The organism is Caballeronia sp. PC1 (genome assembly GCF_021353155.1).
Lineage (GTDB): Bacteria > Pseudomonadota > Gammaproteobacteria > Burkholderiales > Burkholderiaceae > Caballeronia > Caballeronia cordobensis.
On sequence record NZ_JAJUBH010000001.1, the window covers coordinates 954,448 to 978,785 of the forward strand.

At 64.7% G+C, this 24,338-nt stretch carries 25 protein-coding genes; 9 read left to right on the plus strand and 16 right to left on the minus strand.

Annotation, left to right across the window (positions count from 1 at the left end):
• Window positions 1–2 precede the first annotated feature (2 nt).
• The 4 genes from LY284_RS04585 to LY284_RS04600 form a co-directional block, all read right to left on the minus strand.
• Window positions 3–650, minus strand: coding sequence for a FecR domain-containing protein (locus LY284_RS04585; RefSeq protein ID WP_014191488.1), 648 nt, complete (start codon window positions 648–650; stop codon window positions 3–5).
• 9 nt (window positions 651–659) lie between these two features.
• Window positions 660–2,423, minus strand: coding sequence for a ShlB/FhaC/HecB family hemolysin secretion/activation protein (locus LY284_RS04590; protein WP_233384666.1), 1,764 nt, complete (start codon window positions 2,421–2,423; stop codon window positions 660–662).
• Window positions 2,396–4,717, minus strand: a complete 2,322-nt coding sequence (locus tag LY284_RS38945) for a filamentous hemagglutinin N-terminal domain-containing protein (protein ID WP_304503005.1) — start codon at window positions 4,715–4,717, stop codon at window positions 2,396–2,398. Before LY284_RS38945 ends, LY284_RS04590 begins: the two co-directional genes overlap by 28 nt.
• Before the next feature lie 152 nt (window positions 4,718–4,869).
• A complete protein-coding gene (locus LY284_RS04600) occupies window positions 4,870–5,787 on the minus strand; it encodes a LysR family transcriptional regulator (protein WP_014191485.1) in 918 nt (305 codons plus the stop codon).
• A gap of 224 nt (window positions 5,788–6,011) precedes the next feature.
• On the opposite strand from LY284_RS04600, the gene LY284_RS04605 reads away from it, so the two are divergent.
• Genes LY284_RS04605 through LY284_RS04615 form a run of 3 tightly spaced genes read left to right on the plus strand, consistent with a single transcriptional unit; the run spans window position 6,012 to window position 7,227 of the window.
• A complete protein-coding gene (locus tag LY284_RS04605) occupies window positions 6,012–6,350 on the plus strand; it encodes a hypothetical protein (protein WP_014191484.1) in 339 nt (112 codons plus the stop codon).
• Window positions 6,351–6,380: 30 nt separating this feature from the next.
• Window positions 6,381–6,635, plus strand: a complete 255-nt coding sequence (locus tag LY284_RS04610) for a hypothetical protein (RefSeq protein WP_075644218.1) — start codon at window positions 6,381–6,383, stop codon at window positions 6,633–6,635.
• Between the two features lie 58 nt (window positions 6,636–6,693).
• Window positions 6,694–7,227 (plus strand): cupin, encoded by a 534-nt coding sequence (locus tag LY284_RS04615; RefSeq protein ID WP_014191483.1) that lies wholly within the window; start codon window positions 6,694–6,696, stop codon window positions 7,225–7,227.
• A gap of 12 nt (window positions 7,228–7,239) precedes the next feature.
• Here LY284_RS04615 and LY284_RS04620 read toward each other — a convergent pair whose 3' ends face one another.
• A complete protein-coding gene (locus tag LY284_RS04620; protein ID WP_085952605.1) occupies window positions 7,240–8,169 on the minus strand; it encodes a DMT family transporter in 930 nt (309 codons plus the stop codon).
• 368 nt (window positions 8,170–8,537) lie between these two features.
• Between LY284_RS04620 and LY284_RS04625 the strand changes: the two genes are divergently transcribed.
• Together LY284_RS04625 and LY284_RS04630 are read left to right on the plus strand one after the other, a co-directional pair.
• Window positions 8,538–9,002, plus strand: a complete 465-nt coding sequence (locus LY284_RS04625; RefSeq protein ID WP_041730417.1) for a YqjD family protein — start codon at window positions 8,538–8,540, stop codon at window positions 9,000–9,002.
• 149 nt (window positions 9,003–9,151) lie between these two features.
• On the plus strand, window positions 9,152–9,547 hold the full coding sequence (locus LY284_RS04630) for a response regulator (protein WP_233384676.1): 396 nt from the start codon (window positions 9,152–9,154) through the stop codon (window positions 9,545–9,547).
• Between the two features lie 81 nt (window positions 9,548–9,628).
• Here the strand turns inward: LY284_RS04630 and LY284_RS04635 are convergent, their stop codons facing one another.
• Window positions 9,629–9,904, minus strand: coding sequence for a DUF1488 domain-containing protein (locus LY284_RS04635; RefSeq protein ID WP_014191478.1), 276 nt, complete (start codon window positions 9,902–9,904; stop codon window positions 9,629–9,631).
• A gap of 216 nt (window positions 9,905–10,120) precedes the next feature.
• A complete protein-coding gene (locus LY284_RS04640; protein ID WP_014191477.1) occupies window positions 10,121–10,345 on the minus strand; it encodes a zinc ribbon domain-containing protein in 225 nt (74 codons plus the stop codon).
• A 136-nt stretch (window positions 10,346–10,481) separates the two neighbouring features.
• Between LY284_RS04640 and LY284_RS04645 the strand changes: the two genes are divergently transcribed.
• Window positions 10,482–11,030 carry a DUF4142 domain-containing protein gene (locus tag LY284_RS04645; protein ID WP_014191476.1) on the plus strand — a complete coding sequence of 183 codons (549 nt, stop codon included), beginning with the start codon at window positions 10,482–10,484 and terminating at the stop codon, window positions 11,028–11,030.
• A gap of 28 nt (window positions 11,031–11,058) precedes the next feature.
• On the opposite strand, the gene LY284_RS04650 is transcribed toward LY284_RS04645, so the two are convergent.
• Window positions 11,059–11,760 (minus strand): carbonic anhydrase, encoded by a 702-nt coding sequence (locus tag LY284_RS04650; protein ID WP_014191475.1) that lies wholly within the window; start codon window positions 11,758–11,760, stop codon window positions 11,059–11,061.
• Window positions 11,761–12,075: 315 nt separating this feature from the next.
• On the opposite strand from LY284_RS04650, the gene LY284_RS04655 reads away from it, so the two are divergent.
• The 3 genes from LY284_RS04655 to LY284_RS04665 all read left to right on the plus strand — a co-directional run bounded on the left by LY284_RS04655 (window position 12,076) and on the right by LY284_RS04665 (window position 15,552).
• Complete coding sequence (locus LY284_RS04655; protein WP_050878278.1) at window positions 12,076–14,559, plus strand: tetratricopeptide repeat protein; 2,484 nt, start codon at window positions 12,076–12,078, stop codon at window positions 14,557–14,559.
• A gap of 116 nt (window positions 14,560–14,675) precedes the next feature.
• Window positions 14,676–14,975 carry a zf-TFIIB domain-containing protein gene (locus LY284_RS04660; RefSeq protein ID WP_014191473.1) on the plus strand — a complete coding sequence of 100 codons (300 nt, stop codon included), beginning with the start codon at window positions 14,676–14,678 and terminating at the stop codon, window positions 14,973–14,975.
• 70 nt (window positions 14,976–15,045) lie between these two features.
• Window positions 15,046–15,552 carry a CBS domain-containing protein gene (locus LY284_RS04665; RefSeq protein ID WP_041730416.1) on the plus strand — a complete coding sequence of 169 codons (507 nt, stop codon included), beginning with the start codon at window positions 15,046–15,048 and terminating at the stop codon, window positions 15,550–15,552.
• Window positions 15,553–15,568: 16 nt separating this feature from the next.
• Here LY284_RS04665 and LY284_RS04670 read toward each other — a convergent pair whose 3' ends face one another.
• The 8 genes from LY284_RS04670 to LY284_RS04705 all read right to left on the minus strand — a co-directional run bounded on the left by LY284_RS04670 (window position 15,569) and on the right by LY284_RS04705 (window position 24,067).
• Complete coding sequence (locus LY284_RS04670) at window positions 15,569–16,960, minus strand: glycosyltransferase family 9 protein (RefSeq protein WP_014191471.1); 1,392 nt, start codon at window positions 16,958–16,960, stop codon at window positions 15,569–15,571.
• Between the two features lie 109 nt (window positions 16,961–17,069).
• The gene (locus tag LY284_RS04675; protein ID WP_041731070.1) at window positions 17,070–17,915 is read right to left on the minus strand and encodes a DUF3667 domain-containing protein; all 846 of its coding nucleotides are present in this window, start codon (window positions 17,913–17,915) and stop codon (window positions 17,070–17,072) included.
• Window positions 17,916–18,045: 130 nt separating this feature from the next.
• Window positions 18,046–19,785 carry an ABC transporter substrate-binding protein gene (locus tag LY284_RS04680; protein ID WP_014191469.1) on the minus strand — a complete coding sequence of 580 codons (1,740 nt, stop codon included), beginning with the start codon at window positions 19,783–19,785 and terminating at the stop codon, window positions 18,046–18,048.
• Window positions 19,786–19,888: 103 nt separating this feature from the next.
• The gene (locus LY284_RS04685; RefSeq protein WP_014191468.1) at window positions 19,889–20,170 is read right to left on the minus strand and encodes a DUF2160 domain-containing protein; all 282 of its coding nucleotides are present in this window, start codon (window positions 20,168–20,170) and stop codon (window positions 19,889–19,891) included.
• The gene (locus LY284_RS04690) at window positions 20,170–20,982 is read right to left on the minus strand and encodes a carbohydrate ABC transporter permease (RefSeq protein WP_014191467.1); all 813 of its coding nucleotides are present in this window, start codon (window positions 20,980–20,982) and stop codon (window positions 20,170–20,172) included. The genes LY284_RS04685 and LY284_RS04690 overlap by 1 nt, the downstream gene beginning before the upstream one ends.
• The gene (locus LY284_RS04695) at window positions 20,972–21,868 is read right to left on the minus strand and encodes a carbohydrate ABC transporter permease (protein WP_014191466.1); all 897 of its coding nucleotides are present in this window, start codon (window positions 21,866–21,868) and stop codon (window positions 20,972–20,974) included. Before LY284_RS04695 ends, LY284_RS04690 begins: the two co-directional genes overlap by 11 nt.
• Window positions 21,865–22,989 (minus strand): ABC transporter ATP-binding protein, encoded by a 1,125-nt coding sequence (locus LY284_RS04700; protein ID WP_014191465.1) that lies wholly within the window; start codon window positions 22,987–22,989, stop codon window positions 21,865–21,867. The genes LY284_RS04695 and LY284_RS04700 overlap by 4 nt, the downstream gene beginning before the upstream one ends.
• A complete protein-coding gene (locus tag LY284_RS04705; protein ID WP_014191464.1) occupies window positions 22,976–24,067 on the minus strand; it encodes an ABC transporter ATP-binding protein in 1,092 nt (363 codons plus the stop codon). Before LY284_RS04705 ends, LY284_RS04700 begins: the two co-directional genes overlap by 14 nt.
• Between the last annotated feature and the right edge of the window lie 271 nt (window positions 24,068–24,338).

The following is a 24,338-nucleotide window of genomic DNA, read 5'->3' on the forward strand; positions in this document are numbered from 1 at the left end:
CGCTAGCGGCACGCCGCCGACGGCACCACCGGCGTCACGCGCGACGCCGGCAGTACGCCGAACGGCAGCCGCGCGCTGACGACGATCGCGCCTTCGCCCGCGCGCACGATCTGCCGGTCCACCTGATTGATCACGACGATCTGCCCGTCGTAGACGACGATCTGATCGCCCTTGCAATCCGCGGTGGCGCCGGGCTCGAGATTCGCGCAGTCGGTCACGGAATATTCGGTGCCGCGTATGCCGATCGTGGAGGTCGGCGTCTTCACGCGATAGTTCTCCGGTTTCCCTTCCTTCGCGACGAGCCCGTCCACCGCGCGCAGCCCGCCCTTCACGAGCGACAGAAAACTGCGGTCCTCCTGCGGCGCGCCCGCTGCGTAGTGGAAGTCGTCGACGCGAAACACCGAGCCCGGCTTGAGATACACGCGCTGTTTGTCGGTGAAGATCATCACGATTTCGGAGCCGACACCGGTCTGCACGGTGTCGCCGTTGTCGATGCCGCCGCCCACGGCCGCCACGCGCTGAGCGCCGCTCGCGGACTGGATCGCGACATTGCCGACGAGCGCCGTGATGGTCGCGACGTTTTCGGCGTGCGCGGCATGCGCGGCCAGGCTGAGGAAGACGAGCAGAAGAAAATATCGGGCGCGCATCATGTTCGGGACTCAGAAGGACTTCGTGAGCGCGACCCAGAAGCGGTTCGCGTGGCCCGCGCCTGAGGTCGGCGGCACGTAGCCGAGGGTATGGGCGTAGGCCATCGAGAGCAGAAAGTCGTGCGGCGCGGCGAAGGTCGCGCCCACGCCGATGCCCGACAGCCGGACGTGATTCGTGCCCGGCACGACCGGATGCGCGACGATTTTCCCGTCGGCGGTATCGATGAAACCGGACAGCGTGACGAGCACCGGCACGAGCGATTGCCGCACCGTCTGCCGCACTTCGAAGGTCGCGATATACGCTTCGTCGACCGGCGCGTCGCCCGTGGCGTAGGCTCGCACCGCGTACGGCCCGCCGAGCGAGATCTGCTCGGACGAATCGAGATTGTGCGAGCTTGCCTGCGCCGTGAGCGCGAAATAAAGCTGCGTGCCGTTGGTCTGCGCGCCGATCACCTGCGTATGCGTGAGCGTGAGCACGAATTTCGTGAACGCGCCGGCGATCTGCGACGCAAGCTGTTCCGGCTGCGGCGACTTGAAGCGCAGGTTGCCTTGCTGGAGGCTCGTATCGAACGTCGTGATGCTTTTTTCCAGCGTCAGATTGCCCGACAAGCCGAGCCGTCCGACGTCGCTCGTCTTGTCGCTGACGGAATCGAATGCGCCGATGTGATCCGACAACAGCTTGTGGTCGTAGCCGAGCGTCGTGAACACGTTCGCCGACGGCGAGCGCAAGAGCGGATAGCTGAAAAACGTCGAGAACACGTTGGCGCTGCCGTAGGCGTCGAGTTCGTCGAACTGGCCGCCGACGGAATAGGTCGAGCGCGTGTAGGCGACGCCCCACGCGAGCCCGCTGCCGCCCACCGGCACGGTGTAGCCGATGTTGCCGTAGAACTGCCCGGTGATCGAGCCGAGCAGCCGCGCCCCCAGTTGATCGCCCAGGCCGAGCGGATTGTTCCATTGCAGCGCACCGATGAGACGCGCCGTGCCGGTCGTCGTCTGGCCGTAGTTGTCGGCCTGCACGCTGCCCGACAGGGGCCGCACCGCCGGCACCCGAAGCGTCATGTCCGATGTGCCCGGCAGCACGCCCGGCGCGATCGTCGCGTTCGCGCCGGTCGTGCCGGCCGCGTCCTGCGCGAGCAGCGTCGCGCGGGTGAGGGCGTGCTCGTCGATGACATCGCCGGATTTGAGCCCGCCGAAAAAGCGCGCGATGACGGCATCGCGCGTGCGCGACTCGTTGTCGATATCGATGCGCCCGTAGCGCCCCTCGCTCACCGCGATGCGCACGATGCCGTGGTCGATCTGCTGCGGCGGCACATACGCCCGCGCGACCAGGTAGCCGTGGCGGCGGTAATGCGCGCTCACGCGGTCGGCGGCGGCTTCGAGATCGTCGAGCGAACGGTCCGGCCCGACGGCGGGGCGCACCACGTCCATGAGTTCCGCGGCAGAAAAGAGCGTGTTGCCGGTGAAGTCGAAGCCCTTCACCTCGAAGCGGATGCCGCCCGGCGCGGGCGAGGCGGGCACGGGCTCGGGCGCGGGCGTCACGTTCAGGCGAAGGTCGGACGGCGGCGGCGGGGCGGGCGATTGCTGCTGCTGTTCACGCAGGATGCTGCCCGCGTTCGGCAGCGCCTGCGCCCGCGCATCGCGCGGGTCGCGCGCGGCGGCCGCCACCAGCGCCGCGAACAGCACGGCGAGCCGGCGCGACGCCGCGCGGCCGTGTCGGGGGGGAAGTGAGCGTCGCACGCGCCGCGCGCTCACATGCGGCATACGAGACCGGGCCATGCGTCGTCCGGCAGGCGGCTGCCGTCGCTCGACGAACTGGTGCGCTGCTGCACGAGCGGCGCCGATTCCGGCTGAAGTCCCGGTGTCGCATTGGAAAGCGGCACGGGGTTCGCCGCGTCGGTGCGTACGGAATCGAGGATGCCGGGAACGGTCGCGGCTGTCGTGATGGTCGAGCCGGGTGTGGCGGGCGTTGCGGGCGTTTCCGGCGTCTGAGGCGTTTCCGGGAGCACGGGTTGCACGGGCGGCGGCGGAATGGGCGCTCCCGCGATGCGCAGCGTGCCGCCCTGCGTCGTGATCCGGTAGCCCGTGGGCCCGCCCGTCGCCGTGACCGTGATCGCGTATTCGCCGCTCGCCGCGCCGGGCGTCGCGCCCGTGCTCGTCACCGTGAACACGAAAGGCTCGTGGACCCGCGGGCTGTCCGCGAACGCGTTGCCGTAGTTCGTGCCGTCGTAGCGCAGCGCGATGGCGACGTCGTTCGGGCCGAGCGTGCGCGGCGTGTCGAAGGGCACGTCGATGTTCACCGCCGTCAGCGTCACCTGCTGCACCGTGCCGAACGCGAACCGGTTGCCCGGCGACGCAGCGGCGCGCGCATCGGCGCTGCCCGTGTAGGTATCGCCCCAGAGTGCGAGGTTGCCGCTTTGCAGGCCGCCGAACGCGGCGCTGTCCGGCGAATCGGTGTAGACGAGCCAGCGGCCGTTGGGCGCGGCGAGCGCGCCCGCGCCCGCGCGGTTGTCGAAGCTCGCGGCGGCGAGCGTGATGGCCGTGCCGCTCGCGCGGCTCGTGACCGGCGCGGCCAGCGTGAGCGACGGCGCGGCGAGCGTCACCGTGCCGTTCGTGGTCACGCCCGTCAGGCTCGCGACGCTGCCGACGACGAGCGGCGCGGCATCGCTGAGCGTGAGCGACCCGGCGTTCGCGGCCAGCATGCCGATGCGGTTGCCCGCATTCGTCAGCGTGTACGCGCCGCCGCCTTGCAGCGCGACGCCCGCCGCTTCGATCGGCGCGCGCTGCGTGGCTTGGCCGGCGGTGGTCATCGAAAGCGTGCCGCGTGGCGCGCCGATGGCGGCATCGACACGAATGCCGCTGTGCGCCGCGAGCGAAAGCGTGTTCGCGCCGCGCCAGGCGACGGGGCCGTCGATCAGCACGAAGCCGAACGGCTGGAAGCCGGACGGCGCGGCGGCGCTGATCGACACATTGGTCGATTCGAGCACGCGCGAGAGCGTCGCGCTCTGAATCGTGCCGAAGCGCTGTCCGAAGCGATTGTCCGCGCCGACGAGCGCGACGAAATCGCTCGCGATGCGCCACGTTCCGGTTTGTCCGGTGCTCGCCGCCGTCGTGATCTGCGCGTCGGGCGCGACACGCACTTGCGTGCCCGCCGTTTCGATGAGGCCGCCGTTGCCGCCATTGGGCGCGGACGCGTCGAGCGTGCCGCCCGCGCGCACCACGCCGCTGTCCGCGACGAGCCGGATCACGCCGTTCTGGTTCACGGCGCTGCGCGCCCGGATGACGCCCGTGTTGTTCACGACATTGGCGAAGAGCGCGTCTTCGGCGCTCGCGGCGAGCCAGGCCTGGCCGCCATCGGCTTCGATCAAACCGTGATTCGCGGCGAGCGCATCGAGCGCGCCGCGCTCTACCGACAGGCCGATCATGCTGTGATCGCCGAGCGTGACGGCGATGCGCTCGCCCGCCGCGAGCGCGGCAAAACCGCCGGGCGAATCGATCGTGCCGGCGTTGATGGCGCGCGCGCCGATCAGCGCGACGTAGCCGCCCGGCGCGCTGCGGATCGTGCCGAGATTGACGACCGCCGCGCCGTCGCCGTCATGCCGCCGCCAGTGGCGACGTCCGCCCGCGAAGGTGTAGCGGCCGGCCATGAAGTCGTTCGACGACAGATCGAGCGACGAGGCGAGCAGCCCGCCCACGTTCACCTGCGCGCCCGGCCCGAAGATCACGCCATTCGGATTGACGATGAACACCTGGCCGTTGGCATCGAGCCGGCCGAAGAGCGCCGACGGGCGCGGCCCGGTGACGCGGTTGAGCGCGATCGCGTTCGCGCCCGGCTGATTGAACGTGATGGATTCGCCGGGGCGCGTGCCGAACGAACGCCAGTCGATCGAAAGACGGTTGCTGTTTTGCTGGATGGTCGTGTTCGCGCCCGCGGACGTGACCGAGCCGGAACCGGCGACCACGCGCGCGCCCGTGGGCTCCGCGTGTGCCTGCGCGAACGCCGCCGCGATGAGCACGGCGGTGCAGAGCCGAAGCGCGGGGCACGCGATGCTTGCACGCAGAGTCTCGTTCATGTCGGCCGACTCCTTTCTGTTGCGCTGCATCGTCGTGACGCGATGCGAGCCCACCATCAAGCAGTTTAGTGTTCCGAACCATGCTTGCAACTACGCGTTTAAGTCGATGTACGCAGGCGTTTCGTCTTAGGGATGCGATGTTTCCGTATTGCTCAGGCGAGTTCGTTCGCGAGCGTGCCTTCGACGAATTCGCGCAGAAACGCCACCCACGTCCGGATCTTCGCATCGAGATACTGGCGCGACGCGTACATGGCGTAGACGGTCATGCTCTGCAGTTCCCAGTCGGGCAGCACGCGCACGAGCGCGCCGCTTTGCAGCCACGGCAGCGCCGCGAGCATCGGCAAGGGCGCGATGCCGAGACCGTCCGCGAGCGCGGCGGCGAGCGCATCGGCGGAATTGACGCGCAGGCGGCCGGGGTTCAGTTCCAGTTCGACCTGTCCGCGCGGGCCTTCGAAGGTCCATCGGTCGATGGGAAAGAAGGTCGTCACCAGTTGCAGGCACGCGAAGTTCGGCAGGTCGCCGATGTCCGCCGGGACGCCCGCGCGCGCCAGATACGCGGGCGAGGCGCACAGCACGCTCGGCATCGAGCAGATTTTCGTGGAGACGAGCGCGGAGTCGGGCAGGGTGGACGTGGTGACTTGCAGGAAGACGTCGAAGCCTTCGTCGAGCATGTCGGGCACGTTCTGCGACAGCGTCAGCTCGACGCGCACTTGCGGATGCGCTTCCAGATAGCGCGTGAGCGCGGGCACGACATAGTGCTGGCCGAAGGTGATGGGCGCGTGCATCCGCAACGTGCCGCTCGGCGAGCGCTGCGCGTTGCTCGCTTCGGCTTCGGAGAGATCGACGAGCTCGAGCACTTCCTTGCAGCGGGCGAGGTAGCGGTTGCCGGCGTCGGTGAGCGCCACGCGGCGCGTCGTGCGATTCAGAAGGCGCGTGCGCAGGTGCGATTCGAGTTCGGTGACGGCGCGCGACGCCTGCGCCGTGGTGATGTCCATTTGCTGCGCCGCCGCGGTGAAACTCGCCGCTTCGGCCACGCGCGCAAAAATCTTCATGCTCCGCAGTAAATCCATCGTCCCGCCGTCCGTTCGAGGAAGCCGGAACTATCCCACGGCGGCGCAACCGCGCGCAACCCGCGCGGGCGGTGACGGTTCCTGACGCCTCGTTTCAGCACTCACATCTGTTACAGGCCTTGTAACGCAACGCGCGAGCCGCGCGGCTAACATGGATTCATGGTCGCATATGAATTCAGGATCGCATCGCGGTCTTCGTGGCGGCCCTCCAAGAAGAGGAAGAAATGAACGCCAAGGGCTTGATCGGGGTAGGAATCGCGCTGTCCGCGGGGCTCGCCTGCGAAGCCGCGACGGCGGGCGTGAACGTCGGCATCAATCTCGGGATTCCGGTCGCACCCGTTTATGCCGCGCCGCCTGTCTACGTCGCGCCCGCGCCTGTGTATATGGCGCCGCCGCCGCCACCCCCGCCCGTCGTGTATCAGCCTGCGCCGGTCATGGTCGCGCCCGCGCCGGCCGTCGTCATCGGGTGGCACGGCGATCGTTACTGGGATGGCTATCGCTATTGGGGACGCCGCGACTATTACGCGCATCGCGGCGGGTATTACGGTTATCGCCACTGGTAATCACAGGACTATCCGGGAGCGGGACACATCATGACAACTTCATCTCGAACTCGAAGCGGGGCGCGCCTCAGGCGCTCGTTGGGCGTATCCGCCGCGCTCGCGCTGGCGGCCGGCCTCGGCGGCTGCGTCTATGCGCCGCCTTACGGGTATGCACCCGCGCCTGCGCCCGTCTACGGCTACGCGCCCGCCTACGGCTATGGGTACGCGCCGGGGTATTACGCGGCGCCGTCGGTGTCGCTCGGCGTCGGCTTCAGCAGCGGAGGCGGCCGCTGGCACGGCCGCTAGCCGCGCGCTGGAACATCGGTTGCTGCACGTTCTTCTGCTTTTCCGGAGAACGTGCACTATGGCTGAACACACCCTGAGCGTGCTGTCGCAGCATGCGCGCTGCGAGCATTTCATGCTGCCGCCGAACGGCTGGGTGCCGAACAATTCGCGCTTGCCGGTGCTCGTATGGCGCGGCGCGATCGATGCCCGCGCCGCCGAAGGCCTCGCCCGTTTCGAAGCGCTGTTCGAGCAAAACGGCTGGCCGCCGCAATGGCGCGACGGCGTGTTCGACTATCACCATTTTCATTCGACCGCGCACGAGGCGCTCGGCATCGCGTCGGGCGACGCCGAACTGATTCTCGGCGGCCCGCATGGGCGCGTGATCGCGGTCAGCGCCGGCGACGCGCTCGTTCTGCCGGCGGGCACCGGCCATTGCCTCCTGGCAGCGGGCCGGCGCTTTCAGGTGGTCGGCGCGTATCCGCCAGGCCAGCAATGGGATATCCGGCGCGAAGCGATCAGCGAGGCCGAACGCGTCGCGATGGAAGCGCTGCCGTTTCCGCGCTGCGATCCCGTTGCCGGGGAGGATGGGCCGCTATCGCGTCACTGGCACTGAAGCGCGGCGGGCTCACGCCTTGGCGCGGCGCGCGCCCGTCAGCGGCAGGCGTTTCACGACGCCCGTCGCGAGCGCGGTGCCGGCGAGCACGATGACGCACGCCGCCGCCATCCCCAGCGACACGCGCTCGGCCAGGAACAGCGCGCCCCACAGGATGCCGAAGATCGGTATCACGAAGGTGACGGTGATCGCGCGCGCGGGACCGGCCACCGCGATGAGATGGAAAAACATCATGTAGGCGACGCCCGTGCACGCAACGCCGAGTCCGAGCACCGCGCCCCACGACGTGAGCGACACCGCGCCCGCCGGCCAGAAGACGAGCGCGAAAGGCAGCAGCACGAGGGTTGCCGCGCTCATCGTGCCGGCCGCGACGGTCAGCGAATCCACGCCCATCAGATGCTTCTTCGTGTAGCTCGCGGCGATGCCGTAGCAGAGCGTCGCGGCCAGTCCGGCGAGCGCGGCAAGCGCGGTCGCGAGCGGCGAAGCGGCGGCGCTCGCATCGTGCGCGAACATCTGGTCCCACACGAGCGCGAGCACGCCCGCGAAGCCGATCGCGAGCCCCGCGACACGCATGCGCGTCAGCCGGTCGTCGAGCCAGAAGAAGGCGACGAGCGCGCCCCAGAGCGGCGTCGTCGCGTTGATGACGGACGTGACGCCCGCCGACAGCGTCAGCTCCGCATAGGCGAACAGGCAAAAAGGCGCGGACGAGTTCAGGATGCCGACGACCAGAAGCGGCCAGGCGCGCTCGCGCATTGTCGAGAGCGCCTGCCGCACGGTGCCGCGCAATACCAGCATCAGCAGCAAAAACGCAGCGCCGATGCCGACGCGCAGCGCCATCAGCGGCGCGACGCCGAGATCGGCGACGCCGACCCGGATGAAGAGGAACGAGCCGCCCCACAGCGCGGCGAGAATGAACAGTTGAGCGAGATTGACGGGATTCATGGCGGGCTTCGCAAAAGGAGTCGAAAGCGAAGCCATCGTAGCGGCGCGCGGACCGCCGACGTTTCGGCCCGGCGTGAAACGAAAGATGCAGCGCTGGCGCTGCGGCTCGTGCTGCGCCGCTTCTTCCGGAACACACGCCCGGCTTCGCTCTACGCCACGAATCGTAAGGCCCGCACGGATACCGCGACAAACGAGCAATTCTCACCGTTATGTGAAAAAAATTGCCATGCGGTGGATGCGTTGCGTGACGCTCGACGACCGCCGCGCGCCCGGGTTGCCGGGGCGCGCATTCGGTGCGACTCTTGCATCATCGGATCGCGAACGGTGTTTTTTGCAGCGCGATGGATGCAGTCAACCGGAGAAAAGCCGTGGACAATGCAAACGGGAACGCATCTCCTATCCCTTCGATGCCATCCGCCGAGCCGGCGCTCGCACGCCGCGCGGTAGCCAGCGCCATGGATGCGGCGCTCGCGCCGGGCATGGCGCAGGCGCAGGCCACGAACGTCATGCCGCTCGCGCCCGGCGCGGCGCACAAGCCCGCGAAGTACGCGCCGTACCATGTGCACGGCAGCGTGCTCGAAGGCGGCGACAGCCCAACGGTGCTCGCCCAGCCGGCGTCCGCGTCGGCCGAAGGGCAGGGCAGCGAGTTTCATCCGGCGCGGCCGGTGCCGAGGCGCGCGCGTGCCGTGCTCGCCGGCGCGCAGGACGCTGTTGCGGTGCGGTACGCCCGAGCGAAGGAAGGCACCGACGACTTCGTACACGACAATCCGTGGAAGTCGATTGCGCTCGCGGCGGTCGGCGGGCTGATCGTGGGCCTGCTCGCTTCGCGCTAGCGGCCTCCCGAATCGAAAAAACGCAGGCGGGCCTCGACCTTGCTGAAACGACGGTGCCGGTGCGGCGTCCATCGCCGTGCCGGACCGATATGGAAGAACGTTCGTACGACATGCGCACCGAACGGTGCGAAATATGGAATCCGCACACCATGACGATTGCCGGTCCGCGGCGCGTGCTGGTCGTGCATTCGGAATCGAACGTCGGGGATTCTTTCTCGCTGCTCTTCGCGATGCGCGGCTTCGAGGCCGTGCAGATCGGCGAGGAAACCAGCGCCTTGCGCTTCGCCCGCGAGTGGCGGCCGCAGGTGCTGTTCGTCGACACACTCATCGGCGACCGGCGCGTTCACGGACTCGCGCACGCGCTGCGCGAGGCGTTCGCGCAAAATCGCCAGGAAGGTGAAGAACACTTGCTGATCGCGCTGGCCGCCGACGCCGTGCGCGACCCGCGCGACGCGCTGTTCGACGCCGGTTACGACGGCTTTTGCAGAACGCCGTGCCCGGTCTGGTGGATGTTCGACGTATTGAAGTGCTTCTATGCCCACTGACGCGGGCGGTGTTGCCGATGCAGCCGATGCATCGCCGCCCGCTTCATAGCCCGCGTCAAAGCCCGCTTTCAGGCCCGCGCGTCAGGTGGCCCGGGACGCTTTGAAATCGTTGGTTTCCAGTTCGACCGACTGGCCGTGATTGCGCTCGAGCGCGCGCCGGGCCGCATCCTCGATTTGCATGCGTCCTCCTTCGAACGCGGAGAGTAGATCGTGCGAAGACGTCCCGCTGTTGCCGAAGTGATCGTTGAGCGCATCGAGGGAGACGCTGCACCAGACCTCGCGCCCGTCCACCCTGGCTTCGAAAGCGACACGCGCTGCCGCCACGACATGACGTCGCCCGCTGAACTCTATCGTCATCCTTATCACCTCCTGTTATTCGTTCGGAACACGCTCAAGCGCGCGCACCGCAAGACGCGAATACGACAGAACGCAGCGCGCCTTGCAATGGCGATGCCCTTGACGGCGCGCAGCCTTGCGCACGACGCGCCGTCGTCTTGCATGATACGCCCGCGCTGCGCGAGGCGGGCGCCACGCTGACCTTGCAATGGCCGTGCCCAGCGCGGCGATGAAACATTAGCGGCAACAGAGACAACCGCCGCGATGCGACATGCCGTAGCTGCCGGTTTCCTCCGCGCCGCCATCCGGCGAACTCGGGCCGCCGACGCTCGGCGCGCCGACGGTCACGCGCGCGGCGATCGCACCGCAATGCGGACAGGCGGCGGGTTCGTCGCGCTCGGCGATACGGCGGACGGCTTCGAATGCGCCGCATTCCGCGCATTCGTAATCGTAGACAGGCATGGCGCTCCCATTCGAAAAAATAACGACTCGCGACCGGCGAGTTTAGCAAGCATGCCGCACGCCCGGCCTGGCCCCGGCTGGCTGTGGCATCGGCATTGCTGAAAAGATCACAACATACCTTGCCCAGGGAGGCCCCATGAAACGCAATGCCACTACTCTATGCGCGGCGCTCGCCGCGACCTTCATCGCGGCACTGCCGCTTTCCGCGCTCGCTCAGACCCAGGCGGCCAGCGCCACGATGGGCAACGACCTGCCGCCCGCCGACAAGGCGTTCGTGCAGGCGGCGTCGGCGGCGGGATCGACCGAGATCGACGCGGCCAAGCTCGCCACGAAACAGTCACAGGACAAGGACGTGAAGAACTTCGCCCATCACATGATGATCGATCACACCAAGCTCACGATGCAGCTCAAGATGGCCGCGCCGCACGGCGTGACGGTGCCGAAGGACAATTCGGACCCGGCGGTGCTGGATTCGCTCAAATCCCTGCACGGCAAGGAATTCGATACGGCGTACATCCAGAAGGTTGGCGTAGCGGGCCACGAGGAAGCCGTGAAGGTGTTTCAGACCGAAATCGACCAAGGCCAGAACGCCGATCTGAAGAAGGCCGCGCAAAAGGCACTGCCGACGATCCAGAAGCATTTGAAGATGGCGCAGGATCTCGCCGCGAAGAAGGGCGTGCAATAACGCCCGCGTGGCGGCCGGCTCCGGCGTCCTAACGCGCGCCTGTGCGCAGCATGCGCAGGCGCGCTTCTTCCAGCGACTCGAACTTGCCGTCGGCTTCGTCGAAGACCGAGACCTTGCCGCGTCCGATGTCGTACACCCAGCCCTGAACCTGCAGCTTGCCGAGCGCGAGATGCCCCGCGACCGCCGGGTGCGTGCGCAAATGCGTGAGTTGCAGGCGGATGTTCTCTTCGACCATCGCGGCGACGATGCGCTCCTCTTCCAGCTTTCTCGCCATCACGACGCTGCGCGCGGCTTCGGCATTGCGCAGCCAGGCGTGGACCGTCGGCATTTCGTCGGCGATGGTTGCGCCCGACGCCAGGCCTTTCATCGCGCCGCAGTCCGAGTGGCCGCAAATCACGATCTGGCGCACGTTGAGCGCGAGCACCGCGAATTCCACCACGGCGGACACGCCGCCGAGCATTTCGCCATAAGCCGGCACGATATTGCCGATGTTGCGGCACACGAACAGCTCGCCGGGGCGCGTCTGGGTGATCATTTCGGGCGACACGCGCGAATCGGCGCAGGTGATGAAGAGCGTATGCGGCGCCTGCTGGTGCGCGAGGCTTTTGAAGAGCGCTTCGCTATCGGGGAACACGAGGCGGCTGAAGTCGTCGGCGCCCTGCAGCAGATACAGAAGATCGCGCTTGTCGGCGCCGTCGCGTGCTTCGCTCATCGCGGATTTGTCGTGCATGGTGATGTCGCCTGTCTGGTGCGGTTGTGGCGCGCGCCCGCGCGCCGTCTCGAAAACGAAGCTTGCGGGGTTTTGAGATGGATCGCAAGTCGGCGTTGCATGACGGGCGCGTGACTCGCCGTATTTCGGGATTCGGCACGATAAAGGCGGGCAGGCGCGGGCGCAAGCGACGAACAGTTTTTGTTTCGCTTTGCGCACCGCTTTATAGTTATTGACGAATCAGCTGCACGGGTCTGTTAGTTTTAATCTGCCTGAGACCGTTAAAAGAGAACGGATTTTCCGTCGAACGGGCTCAATGCCGAATTAATCGACCCAATGTCATTCGATCCGAACGTTTATCAGTCGGCCGCCGCGCATTTTTCGGGCGGCCGGTATCACGAAGCGCTGGCGGCGCTAGGCGCCATGCTGGAAGCCCGTCCGGCGCATCCCGAAGCGCTCAATCTCGCGGCGACGTGCTGTTATTGCCTGAATCGTCACGCCGAAGCCGAATCGCACTGGCGGCGGGCGATTGCGGAACATCCCGATATCGCGGGCAATTACGCAAATCTCGGAAATCTGCTGCTGGCGCAAGGCCGGCTGTCTGACGCGGAAACGATTTATCGGCAAGCGATACGGTTGAAACCCGATTTCGCGGAGGCGCACTATAACCTCGGCAATCTGCTCAATCGGCTCGGCCGTCACGAAGAAGGCGCGGCGGCGTTGCTGGATGCGCTTTCCGTCAGGCCCGACTTTGCCGAAGCGCATTTCAACCTCGGCAATCTCCGCAGGACGCAAGGCCGCGCGGACGAAGCCGAGCGCGCGTTTCGGGCGGCGATCGCCGCGCGTCCCGCCTACGCCGAGGCCTGCAACAATCTCGGCAATCTATTGCGGGAGACCGGGAGAACGGACGAGGCGAGGGCGGCGCTGCGGCAGGCCGTGGTATTGCGTCCGGATTTCGCGGAGGGGCATCTGAATCTCGGCCACGTGTGGCGCGATGCGGGCCGATGGGCGCGCGCGCTGGCGCACTACCGGCGAGCGTGCGATCTGCGGCCCGATCATGCGGACGCCTGGCGGAGCCGCGCCGGGGTGTTGTCGCATCAGGAGCGTTTCGCCGATGCCGAGGCGGCCTATCGTCAGGTGCTCGCGCTCGATCCCGGAGACGCCGCCGCCCGTGGGGCGCTCGCCTACGCCTTGCATCGGCAGGAGCGCATCCGGGAAGCCGAAGCGGCGTATCGCGCGGCGCTGGCGTTAAGGCCCGATACCGCCGAACTCCACTACAACCTCGGCGTGCTGCTGGGCGACCAGAAGCGCCTCGACGAAGCGGAAGCAGCCTACCGCAACGCGATCTCGCATGACCCGGACCATGCGCAGGCGCACAACAACCTAGGCCGGATCGTGCGGGATCTCGGCCGCCTGCCGGAGGCGGCCGAGATTCTCCGCCACGCGGTCGCGCTGCGTCCGGACGTCGGCGAAGCGCATAACAATCTGGCCGCGACGCTGAAGGACATGGGCGCGATGGCGGAATCCATCGCCGAATTTCGGCTGGCCGTCGACTGCGCGCCGGATAACGAATGCGTGCATCGCAACCTGAACTACGCGCTGACCTACCACGCGGAAGATCCGCACGAGATTCTGGACGAGTGCCTGCGTTTCGCCGCGCGTCACGAAGCGCCTTTACGGCCGGCACGGGTGGATTATCCGAACAGCCGCGATCCGTCGCGGCGCGTGCGCATCGGCTATGTCGCGCCCGATTTCAACATGCATTGCCAGTCGATGTTCACCGCGCCGGTATTCGGCGCGCACGATCACGCGGCATTCGAGATCGTCTGCTATTCGAGCACGTCGGACACGGACCACATCACCGCCTCGATGCGCGCGAAGGTCGATCTGTGGCGCGACGTGCACGCCCTCTCCGACGAAGCGCTCGCGCAGCGCATTCGAGACGACCGTATCGACGTGCTGGTCGATCTGACGCTGCATATGTCGCGGGGCCGTCCGTTGCTGTTCGCGCGGCGCCCCGCGCCGGTGCAGGTGCAATGGCTGGGCTATCCCGGCACGACGGGCAGCAGCGCGATTCGTTACCGGCTGACCGATCCGTGGATCGACCCGCCCGGCCGCCCGGACGTGGACGCGCGCTACAGCGAACGTTCGATTCGCCTGCCCGAAACGTTCTGGTGCGTCGATCCGCGCGTCACGACGCAGCGTGTGCCGGAAGTCGGACCGCTGCCGGCGCTCGCCAGCGGCCACATTACGTTCGGCTGCCTGAACAATCCCTGCAAGGCGTCCGACCGCACGCTCAACATGTGGGCGGCGGTGCTGGCGGCGACGCCGGGCGCGCGTCTCGTGCTTCTCTCGCCGCACGGCGCGCGCGAGCGTGCTGGGGAGCGGCTCGGTGCGCTTGGCGTCGATATCGCGCGCATCGAGTTCCTGGATTACCAGCCTCGCGACGCGTATCTGCGGACCTACGACCGAATCGACATCGGTCTGGACACGTTTCCCTACAACGGCCACACGACGAGTCTCGATGCCTTGTGGATGGGCGTGCCGGTGCCGTCGCGCGCGGGCGAGACCGCGGTGAGCCGGGCCGGCCTCAGCTTTCTGATGAACCTCGGCCTCGGCGATCTCGCCGCGCATGACGACGCCGCCTATGTCGATATCGTCAGCCGTCTCGCCCGCGATCTGCCGCGCCTCGCGCACCTGCGGGCGTCGCTGCGCGCGCGTCTCGAAGCCTCGCCGATGATGGACGCGCCGCGTTTCACGCGCCATCTCGAAGCGGCGTATCGCGCGATGTGGCAGGCGTGGTGCGCCGCGCCGGACTGAGTGCGTCGCCGCCGCACTGCGGATTTTCCGAAGTAACACGCTCAAAATCTCACGTTTTTCCATGTCGAACGTTCCGTTAGATTGTTTTCATTGAAAGCAATCAGAAAGGAATCGACATGAAATGCCCCGTGTGCCCCGCGACGGATCTGCTGATGACCGTGCGCGAGGGCATCGAAATCGACTATTGCCCGCAATGCCGCGGTGTGTGGCTCGACCGCGGCGAGCTCGATCAGATCGTGCGCCGCGCCGCGCAGGCGTCACTCGAAGACGTGCAGGCCGCCGAGCGCGACGCGTATCGCGAGCGCGAACACCGGCCGCAACGTCACGGCGACCATCGCTATGGCGATTCGCGCGGCAGGCACGAGCATCCGCGGCGCAAGAAATCCTTCCTCGGCGACCTGTTCGATTTCGATTGAACGCACCGCCGCGCGCTTCATCGACGCGCTTTTCGATACGCAACTGAAAACAGCACACGGAGAACGGCAAATGGCAACGGTGAAACAAGTCCTGAAGGCGAAGAGCGACGCGGCGGTTCATACGATCGACGCCGAGGCGAGCGTCTACGAAGCGGTCGCGCTGATGTCGAGAGCGGAGGTCGGCGCGCTCGTCGTCACGGTGGGCGGCGCGGTGTGCGGCATCGTCACGGAGCGCGATTACGCGCGCAAAGTGATCTTGCAGGACAAGGCTTCACGCACGACCACGGTATGCGAAATCATGACCGCGCCCATCATGTCCGTGAGCCTCAGGACGAGCGCCGACGAATGCATGGCGATGATGACGCAGCAGCGCATCCGTCATCTGCCGGTGATCGAGGGCGGGCGGCTCATGGGCATGATTTCGATCGGCGACATGGTGCGGCATCTGATCGAGGAGCAGCAATTCGCCATCGACCAGCTCGAAACCTATGTGCGCGGCGCGCATTCCGAGCTGCCGACCTGTGCGCTCACGCGCCGCAGCGCGATTCCGCAAACATTCGCGGCGCGCTTCGCCTGAAGCCCGCGTTGAAGATTCAGCCGGGAAGGGCGTCGGCGGCGAGTCGCTGTCGCAGCTTGCGCACGACGTCGTCCCAGTCGCCCATGCGGCCGGCGCGGACGAGGCGCATCGACGCGTACCACGGCGTGCGATCCAGATCGCGCTCGTAGCGCCAGTCGGCCACCTGATTGAGGAACGTGTACGCGGGTTTGCCGAGCGCGCCGGCGAAGTGGGACAGACCGCCGTCGTTGCCGACGAACGCATCGAGCCGGTCGATAAGACTGATGCTCTGCGCGAAGGTGAAATCGGGCGGCACCGTCGTGAAGCGCTCGGCGTCCGCCGAGCGCGGATCGCTCAGCCAGCGCTTGTACTCGTAGCCGCGCTGCATGATGACCCAGTGGATGTCGTCGGCGCCGTTGAAGAGCGGGTTGAGGTCTGAGAGACGCAGGCTGCGGTTGGCGAAGTTGTTCGCCGATTCGCACGACGACCAGAAGATGCCGATGCAGCGCCGTCCGCGCGCGCGGCGACGGATATCGTCGACGATGGCATCGGTCGCGCGGGGATCGGCGGGCTCGATATGGCGCTCCGATGACGCGTAGCCGAGCACGGGAAACAGCGCGGTGAAGAGGGCGAACGGATCGCTCCACTGTGTGCTGCCGGGCGCCACGATGAAGCCGGCTGCGCGCAGGGCTTCGGCGTATTTCGCCTGTTCGGGCTCGGGCATGATGAGTCGATAGTTCCGCTCGGCGTTATCGGCATACGTGATCTGCACGCCGAGCGCCTGAAGCGCGCCGGCGTAGCGCACCCAGTTCACCTGATCGCCGAAACCCGACGCGATCAACGCGATATTCAGGTGCGCGGGCAGAACGCGTTGCCCGCACCAGTATTGTTCGACATCGACGTGCGGAAACAGCACGCGCCGCGCTTCGTGCGACGACCAGTAGCGGTGCATCTGTTCGACGCCGCTTGCGACGCCGTTGAGCCGCATCGCGCTGCGTGCCTGATGATGGCCGAGCACGTACGTCGAATGAGCATCGAGGCCTTCGGCGCTCAGTTCCAGCACGCGCTCGTCCTCGCCGACGTAATGCCAGCCGTAGACGCGCCAGAGAAAGGCGGGCAGCGGCGCGCTCGCCGGCTTGCTCGCGTGATACTCGATCATGCTGAGCGCGACGTCCTTGAGGCCGAGATGCGCGCACGCGTCGCACAGGCAATGAATCTGAAACTTGAAGGTGTCCGATAGCCGGGTGATGTAGCAGCAGAGATCGAGCGCCCGCAGGAAGTCTCCCGCGCGCAGGTGCGTGACCGCGCGCCAGTGCCAGTGCTCGGGATCATGTCCGTCCTGGGCGTTGCGTTCGTCGAGGAAGCGGAAGCATTCCTCGATTTCGCCTGCGTAGAGTTTGGCCGGAAGCTGGTCGTAGTTTTCGATCATTGGTTCGGAATGTTGAACAAAGATTTGAAAACACGGTGGTCTTTGGAAGAATCGTGCGCGGGCGGGCTTGAGGTTGATTATAGGCGTCGAGCGTCCTTAGATTCGGTCCTTACACCGTGTATAGCGTGATCAGGAAAACAGCGAATCGATAGGCTACGACGATGACGCCAGCGGCTAGCGCCATAGCGCCTGAAGTAATGAGCCGAGCCACGCCGTATGAGCCGAACACAGGCTTTAAAGCAAAGTATAGGTACGCCCCACAGACACCAAGATTGATGATCGAAAGAATCTTGTCGACGATGGGTGAATCGAGTCCCAGGCCACCCAGACGGACCTCGATGGCCGCGACCGCTAGCGCGAGTGAAAACAACAACAGCAAAAATGCATAGAGATGGAGCGAGAAATAAACAAACGCGACAAAGGGTTTTCGCGTGCGTGGAAGGGCAATCCAGAGTAACAAAGAGAATGGGACCACCATAAGAATGATGAGCGATTTCGCATTGAGCACGGCCGCGCGGTCGAAAGTAGCGGTGTACCGCGGAAGGTCCGTGCCGAGTTTTGCCAGGCGCTCGGCTACTAACGACTGCGCGAGCGGACTCCAGTCCTGATGATGAAGATGGGACTGAAGTGTCGAGCCGAAGACTTGCGTATCAGTCAGCGACTGCATCGCGAAAAAGATCGCATTTGAGATTAGAAACAGTTGGAACGGCGGGACATAAGGCATCCGCTTTCCGTGCAGATGCGCGACTGTCAACTCGCCCGGATGACGTAACAAAACACTGATAGTGCGAAGAAGTCGCCCGTCAATGCTCGTCGCTGCATGCAGGATCTTTGCTCCGATGCCGCGCAATGTCAGGTCGGGCGGCCGAAGCGGGCTCTCTCCGCACATCGGACAGAAAGGCGTGGTGACATGGATGGCACAGGTCGGACATGTCCATGCTTCGGTTTCAGACATTATTCCCCCGTTGGACTGCTTGTACAGGTGGACTGGTTCCGGCCGCATGCCGAAAGTTCAGCAACATATAAAAAAGGCGGCACTATCAAGCGCCGCCGATTCATAAGAGCGCCGAACGCCGTCAGAAAGGCTACCGAACCTTGCCCGCCTTCCAGGCCGACAGCAGTTGCTCATACTTCACTGTCTCGCCCTTCGGTTTTTCGTTGGCGAGTTTTTTCCACGGCGCGTGCTGGTCGGACAGCCACTTGGACGGATCGCTTTGCGCATTGAGCTCCGGCGCGCAAACCTTCATCCCGGCACGCTGCAAACGGGATAACACCTGGTCCATTTCTTTTGCGAGATTGTCCATTGCAGCCTGTGGCGTTTTTTCACCTGCGACAGCGGTGCCGACGTTCTTCCACCAGAGTTGCGCCATCTTCGGATAGTCGGGCACGTTGTTGCCGGTCGGCGTCCACGCGACGCGCGCCGGGCTGCGATAGAACTCGATCAAGCCGCCGTACTTGTCCGCGTTTTTCGTGAAGTAGTCGCTATGAATGTCGGAGTCGCGAATGAACGTGAGACCGACAATCGACTTCTTGAGCGACACGCTCTTCGACGTCACGAATTGCGCATACAGCCACGCGGCGGCCCGCTGATTCGGCGGCGTCGACTTGAAGAACGTCCACGAGCCCACGTCCTGATAGCCGTTTTGCATGCCGTCCTTCCAGTAAGCGCCGTGCGGGGAAGGCGCCATGCGCCACTTCGGCGTGCCGTCCGCATTCGTGACGTTGCCCGGCTTGAGCATCGACGCCGTGAACGCGGTGTACCAGAACACCTGTTGCGCGATCCGGCCTTGCGCGGGCACAGGGCCGGCCTCGCTAAAGGTCATGCCCGACGCTTCTGGCGGCGCGTATTTCTTGAGCCAGTCGATGTATTTGGTCGTCGCGTAGACTGCTGCCGGGCTGTTGGTGCCGCCGCCGCGCGACACCGACGCGCCTACCGGATGACAGCCGTCAGGCGTCACGCGAATGCCCCATTCGTCGACGGGCATGCCGTTCGGAATCCCCTTGTCGGCTGCGCCAGCCATGGAAAGCCATGCGTCCGTGAAGCGCCAGCCGAGCGAGGGGTCTTTCTTGCCGTAATCCATATGACCGAAAACTTTCTCTCCGTCGATGTTCTTCACATCGTTCGTAAAGAATTCGGCGATATCTTCATACGCGGACCAGTTGACCGGCACGCCGAGATCGTAGCCGTATTTCGCCTTGAACTTGTCCTGCAAGTCCTTGCGTGCGAACCAGTCCGCGCGGAACCAGTAAAGGTTCGCGAACTGCTGGTCGGGAAGCTGATAGAGCTTTTTGTCGGGCGCGGTCGTAAAACTCGTGCCGATAAAGTCTTTGATGTCGAGACCGGGGTTCGTATATTCCTTGCCTTCGCCCGCCATGTAATCGGAGAGCGGCACGATCACGCCATAGCGATAGTGCGTGCCGATCAGGTCCGAGTCCGAGATCCAGCCGTCGTAAATGCTTTGCCCGGATTGCATCGAGGTTTGCAATTTCTCGACGACGTCGCCTTCCTGAATGATGTCGTGCTTCACCTGAATGCCGGTGATTTCACTAAACGCGGCGGCGAGCGTTTTAGATTCGTAGGTATGCGTGTCGATGGTTTCCGACACGACATGAACCTCCTTGACGCCTTGCGATTTGAGTTTCGCCGCGGTGTCGATGAACCATTTCATCTCGTCCATCTGCTGCTGTTTCGAAAGCGTGCTGGGTTGAAACTCGTTGTCCACCCATTTCTGCGCCTCGGGCGTGCCCGCCAGAGCCTGATTTGCGAAGGTGCCTGACACGATGCTTGCCAATGCCAGCGCGACGATCCGTCTCCTCTGATGCATGGTCTTCTCCTGTGTCTTTCGTGCCCCTTCGATCTTGTCGGCGCCCGCTGGGGGCCATCAGCGGAACCGGCACTTATCAGCCTTCATTGCATGCGTCCGCTTGCTAACCCTTCCACATGATCGCGAGCACGACCAGCACCGAGGCTGCGAAGCCCGGCCACGAACTCGAACCCTCGGCACTGATGGCGAGCCAGGCGAGATTGACATACGCGGCAGCCAACAGGCCGATGAACAGGCGATCGCCGCGAGTCGTCGCGATAGGCAGAAAGCCCTTGCGTTCATGAGTGGGCGAGCGCAGTTCCCATACCGTCATGCCGCACAGCATGACGACGATGCAGCCGAAGAAGATCGCCACCTCGGGCGTCCAGTACATCCAGGTGAACATCACACCCTCCCCATCGCGAAGCCCTTCGCGATGTAGTTGCGCACGAAGTAGATCACCAGCGCGCCGGGCACGATAGTCAGCACGCCCGCCGCCGACAGCACGCCCCAGTCCATACCGGCAGCCGACACGGTCCGCGTCATCACGGCAGCGATAGGTTTCGCGTTGACCGACGTCAGCGTGCGCGCGAGCAGAAGTTCGACCCAGCTGAACATGAAGCAGAAAAAGGCCGTGACGCCGACGCCCGACTTGATGAGCGGCAGGAAGATTTTCACGAAGAAAGCGGGAAACGTATAACCGTCGATGTACGCGGTTTCGTCTATTTCTCGCGAGACGCCCGACATGAAGCCTTCGAGAATCCATACGGCAAGGGGCACGTTGAAGAGCATGTGCGCAAGTGCGACGGCAATATACGTGTCGGTCAAACCGACGCTCGAATAGAGCTGGAAAAACGGCAGCAAAAATACGGCGGGCGGCGTCATGCGGTTAGTGAGCAGCCAGAAGAACATGTGCTTGTCGCCGAGAAAGCGATAGCGTGAGAACGCGTACGCGGCAGGCAGCGCGACCAGCACCGACATCACCGTGTTCATCAGCACGTAGATGATCGAATTGATGTAGCCCCAGTACCACGAAGGATCGGTGAAGATCACCTTGTAGTTGTCGAACGTCACGTGCTGCGGCAGAGTGGCGAACGTCGACATGGTCTCCTCGTTCGTGCGCAGCGAGATCGACAACATCCAGTAAAGCGGAATCAGCGCGAACAGCATATAGACGACGAGCATCAACGTCCGCATCCAGCGGCGCTTATCCTGCATGGTCGTCTCCTTGCGCGGCGGGTCCACCTTTGCCTACGCGGCTCATCCAGTTGTAGAGAATGAAGCACAACAGCAGAATGATCAGGAAATAGATCAGCGAGAAAGCCGCAGCCGGGCCGAGATCGAACTGACCGACCGCTTTCTGAGTCAGGTACTGACTGAGGAATGTCGTGGAATCGCCAGGACCGCCGCCTGTCAGCACGAACGGCTCGGTGTAGATCATGAAGCTGTCCATGAAGCGCAGCAGCACGGCGATCATCAGCACGCCGCGCATCTTCGGCAATTCGATGTAGCGGAATACCGCAAAGCGGCTTGCGCCGTCTATTTCCGCGGCCTGATAGAAGGCGTCCGGAATCGCGCGCAGGCCCGCATAGCACAGCAGCGCGACGAGCGGGGTCCAGTGCCAGATGTCCATCACCAGCACGGTGATCCATGCAGCCGTGGGACTCGCCGTGTAGTTGTAGTCGAAGCCAAGACTATTGAGCCAGTAGCCGAGCAGTCCGATATCCGGGCGCCCGAAGATCTGCCAGATCGTGCCCACCACGTTCCACGGAATCAGCAACGGCATGGCAAGCACGATGAGTGTGGCCGATGCACGCCATCCCGAAGCCGGCATCGAAAGTGCGAGGCCCACGCCCAATGGAATCTCGAACAGCAGAACGCACGCGGAGAAAATGACCTGTCTGCCGAGCGCTTCGCGCAGATCCGGATCGGTCATGATGTTGCGAAACCACTCCGTACCGACGAACACATGCTGTGTCGGGCCGATGATGTCCTGCACCGAATAGTTGACCACCGTCATCAGCGGCAGGATCGCGGAGAACGCGACGCAGATGAACACCGGAACGACCAGCAGCCATGCCTTCTGATTGACGGGCTTGTTCATCGCGCGGCCCCTTCGAAGATGCGCGTTTCGATTCGTTCGTCGTTGCAGAAGTACACGGTTTCAGGCGCAACGAGATGCAGCCAGGCGGGTCCGTCGACAATCCGCAAATGCGGTTCGAGCCTCGCATTGAAGACATGGCCGTCGCATTGCAAGGTGACGAGTTGATAGTTGCCAAGCTGCTGCGCGCGCAGCACTTGCGCGTCCACCGCACCGGCGCCTCCTTCCTGCGAGAGGCGGACGAACTCCGGGCGAATCCCCAGTTTGAGCGCGCCGTTGGTCTGCTGATGCGCGTCCCGTAGCGTCGCAAGCGTGCCGGCGTCGAGCGGCAGGCGCTGCGAGCCGATTTTTGCGCCGTCGGCGTCGAGTTCGATCGGACAAAGGTTCATGCCCGGGCTGCCGATGAAGTAGCCAACGAAAGCGTGGTCCGGCCGCAGGAAAAGCGCGTCGGCGCCTCCCTTCTGAACGACGCGGCCATTTGTCATGACCACGACTTCGTCGGCGAAAGTCAGCGCTTCGACCTGATCGTGCGTCACGTAGATGAGCGTGAGCTTGAGTTGCTGGTGGATCTTCTTCAACTGGCGGCGCAGCATCCACTTCATCGCGGGGTCGATCACCGTCAACGGTTCGTCGAAGAGGATCGCAGCGACGTCCTTGCGCACGAGGCCGCGCCCGAGCGAGATCTTCTGCTTGGCGTCGGCGGCCAGATTGCTCGCTTTGAGCGGCAGGTCGCGCGTCATATCGAGGATATCCGCGACTTCGTGCACGCGCTTCGTGACTTCGGCGGCTGACAACTTGCGATTACGCAGCGGAAACGCGAGGTTATCGAACACGGTCATCGTGTCGTAGACCACGGGGAACTGGAACACCTGGGCGATGTTGCGCTGACGTGCGCCGAGCGCCGTCACGTCGCGTCCGTCGAACAACACCGTGCCCTCCGACGGCTTGACGAGCCCCGAAACGATATTCAGCAGCGTGGTCTTGCCGCAACCCGATGGACCGAGCAACGCATAAGCGCCGCCGTCGTCCCAGACCATGCTCATGGGTTGAAGCGCGTAGTCGTCGACCGTCGCGGGGTTCGGTCTGTACGCGTGTGCGAGATTTCTAAACTCAATGCACGCCATGCGCTGCCTCCGGGCTGGACACCAGTTGGCTTTCTGCGCCGAACACAAACAGTTCTTGAGGGTCGATGAAAACATCGAGCTGCGTGCCGAGCTCGATCTGATGCACGCCCTGCAACTGCGCAACCAGGTTGACCGCGCCGGTCAGCGTGCGCAAGTGCAGGTACGTTTCGGAGCCGCTCAGTTCCGCGAGTTCGAGTCGGCATGGAACGGCGATCGCGTGAGAGGCCTTCGCCTGAAGACGCAGATGCCCCGGCCGGATGCCGATGCGGCACGCGCCGTTCACAGCGGCACCGTGCCGGACTGGCACCTCCACGCCGATCGGCAGACGCGCGCGGCCGTTGGCGCAGTCGCTCGTCAGCATGTTCATCGGCGGGTCGTTGAAAATGGCCGCGGCCGCGACGTTGACCGGTGCGTTATAGACGTCGAGGGTGGGGCCGAACTGCAGAACCTGGCCTTTATCGACGATCGCCGTATGGCCGCCCAGCAGTAACGCTTCAAGTGGTTCGGTCGTCGCGTAGACGACGGTGGTGTTGCCGTCGGCGAAAAGCGTCGCCAGTTCCATGCGCAATTCCTCGCGCAGCTTGTAATCGAGATTGACGAGCGGCTCGTCGAGCAGCACCAGCGACGTACGCTTCACGAGTGCACGCGCGAGCGCGCAGCGCTGCTGCTGGCCGCCTGACAGTTCGCCCGGCCGCCGCTCCAGCAAATGATCGATATGCAGTTTGGCTGCCACTTCCCGCACGCGCCGGCGGATTTCATCAGGGTCGGTCTTTTGCAGGCGCAAAGGCGAGGCGATGTTTTCGAAGACCGTCATCGCCGGGTAGTTGATGAACTGCTGATAGACCATCGCGAGATTACGCTGGCGCACGCTGACGCCGGTCACGTTCTGGCCGTCGACGAGCACTCGGCCGTCGCTCGGCTTGTCGAGACCCGCCATCACGCGCATCAGCGTGGTTTTACCGGCCTGCGTGGGTCCGAGAAGCACATTGATGGCGCCTGGGACGAGGCGCAAATCCACGCCGTACAAATACGGTTGCCCGCCAGAAACGACACTGACTCGCTCCAGTTCCAGGACCAAATCGCTCTCCTTTGCGGCGTGCGCGACGCCAGTCGCAGAGGCGGCGCTTCAAGGTGGCGTCAATTGGGTTTCGCATGGATTACGTGCTGCAGTCAAAATGTCCCTTTTGTTGGTTTGCGTTTAAATCGGGGTAAACCTTACGACAGGAAGAAATGGGGAAAATGTGGGATAGCGGGTGGGGAAAGTTCGGCAGGAGATAGGTTGAAATGTAATGTTGGCTTCATTTTCAGCAATCGGCAGTGAGGCTCGTGCGAGTGCGCCGGCGTTAGTG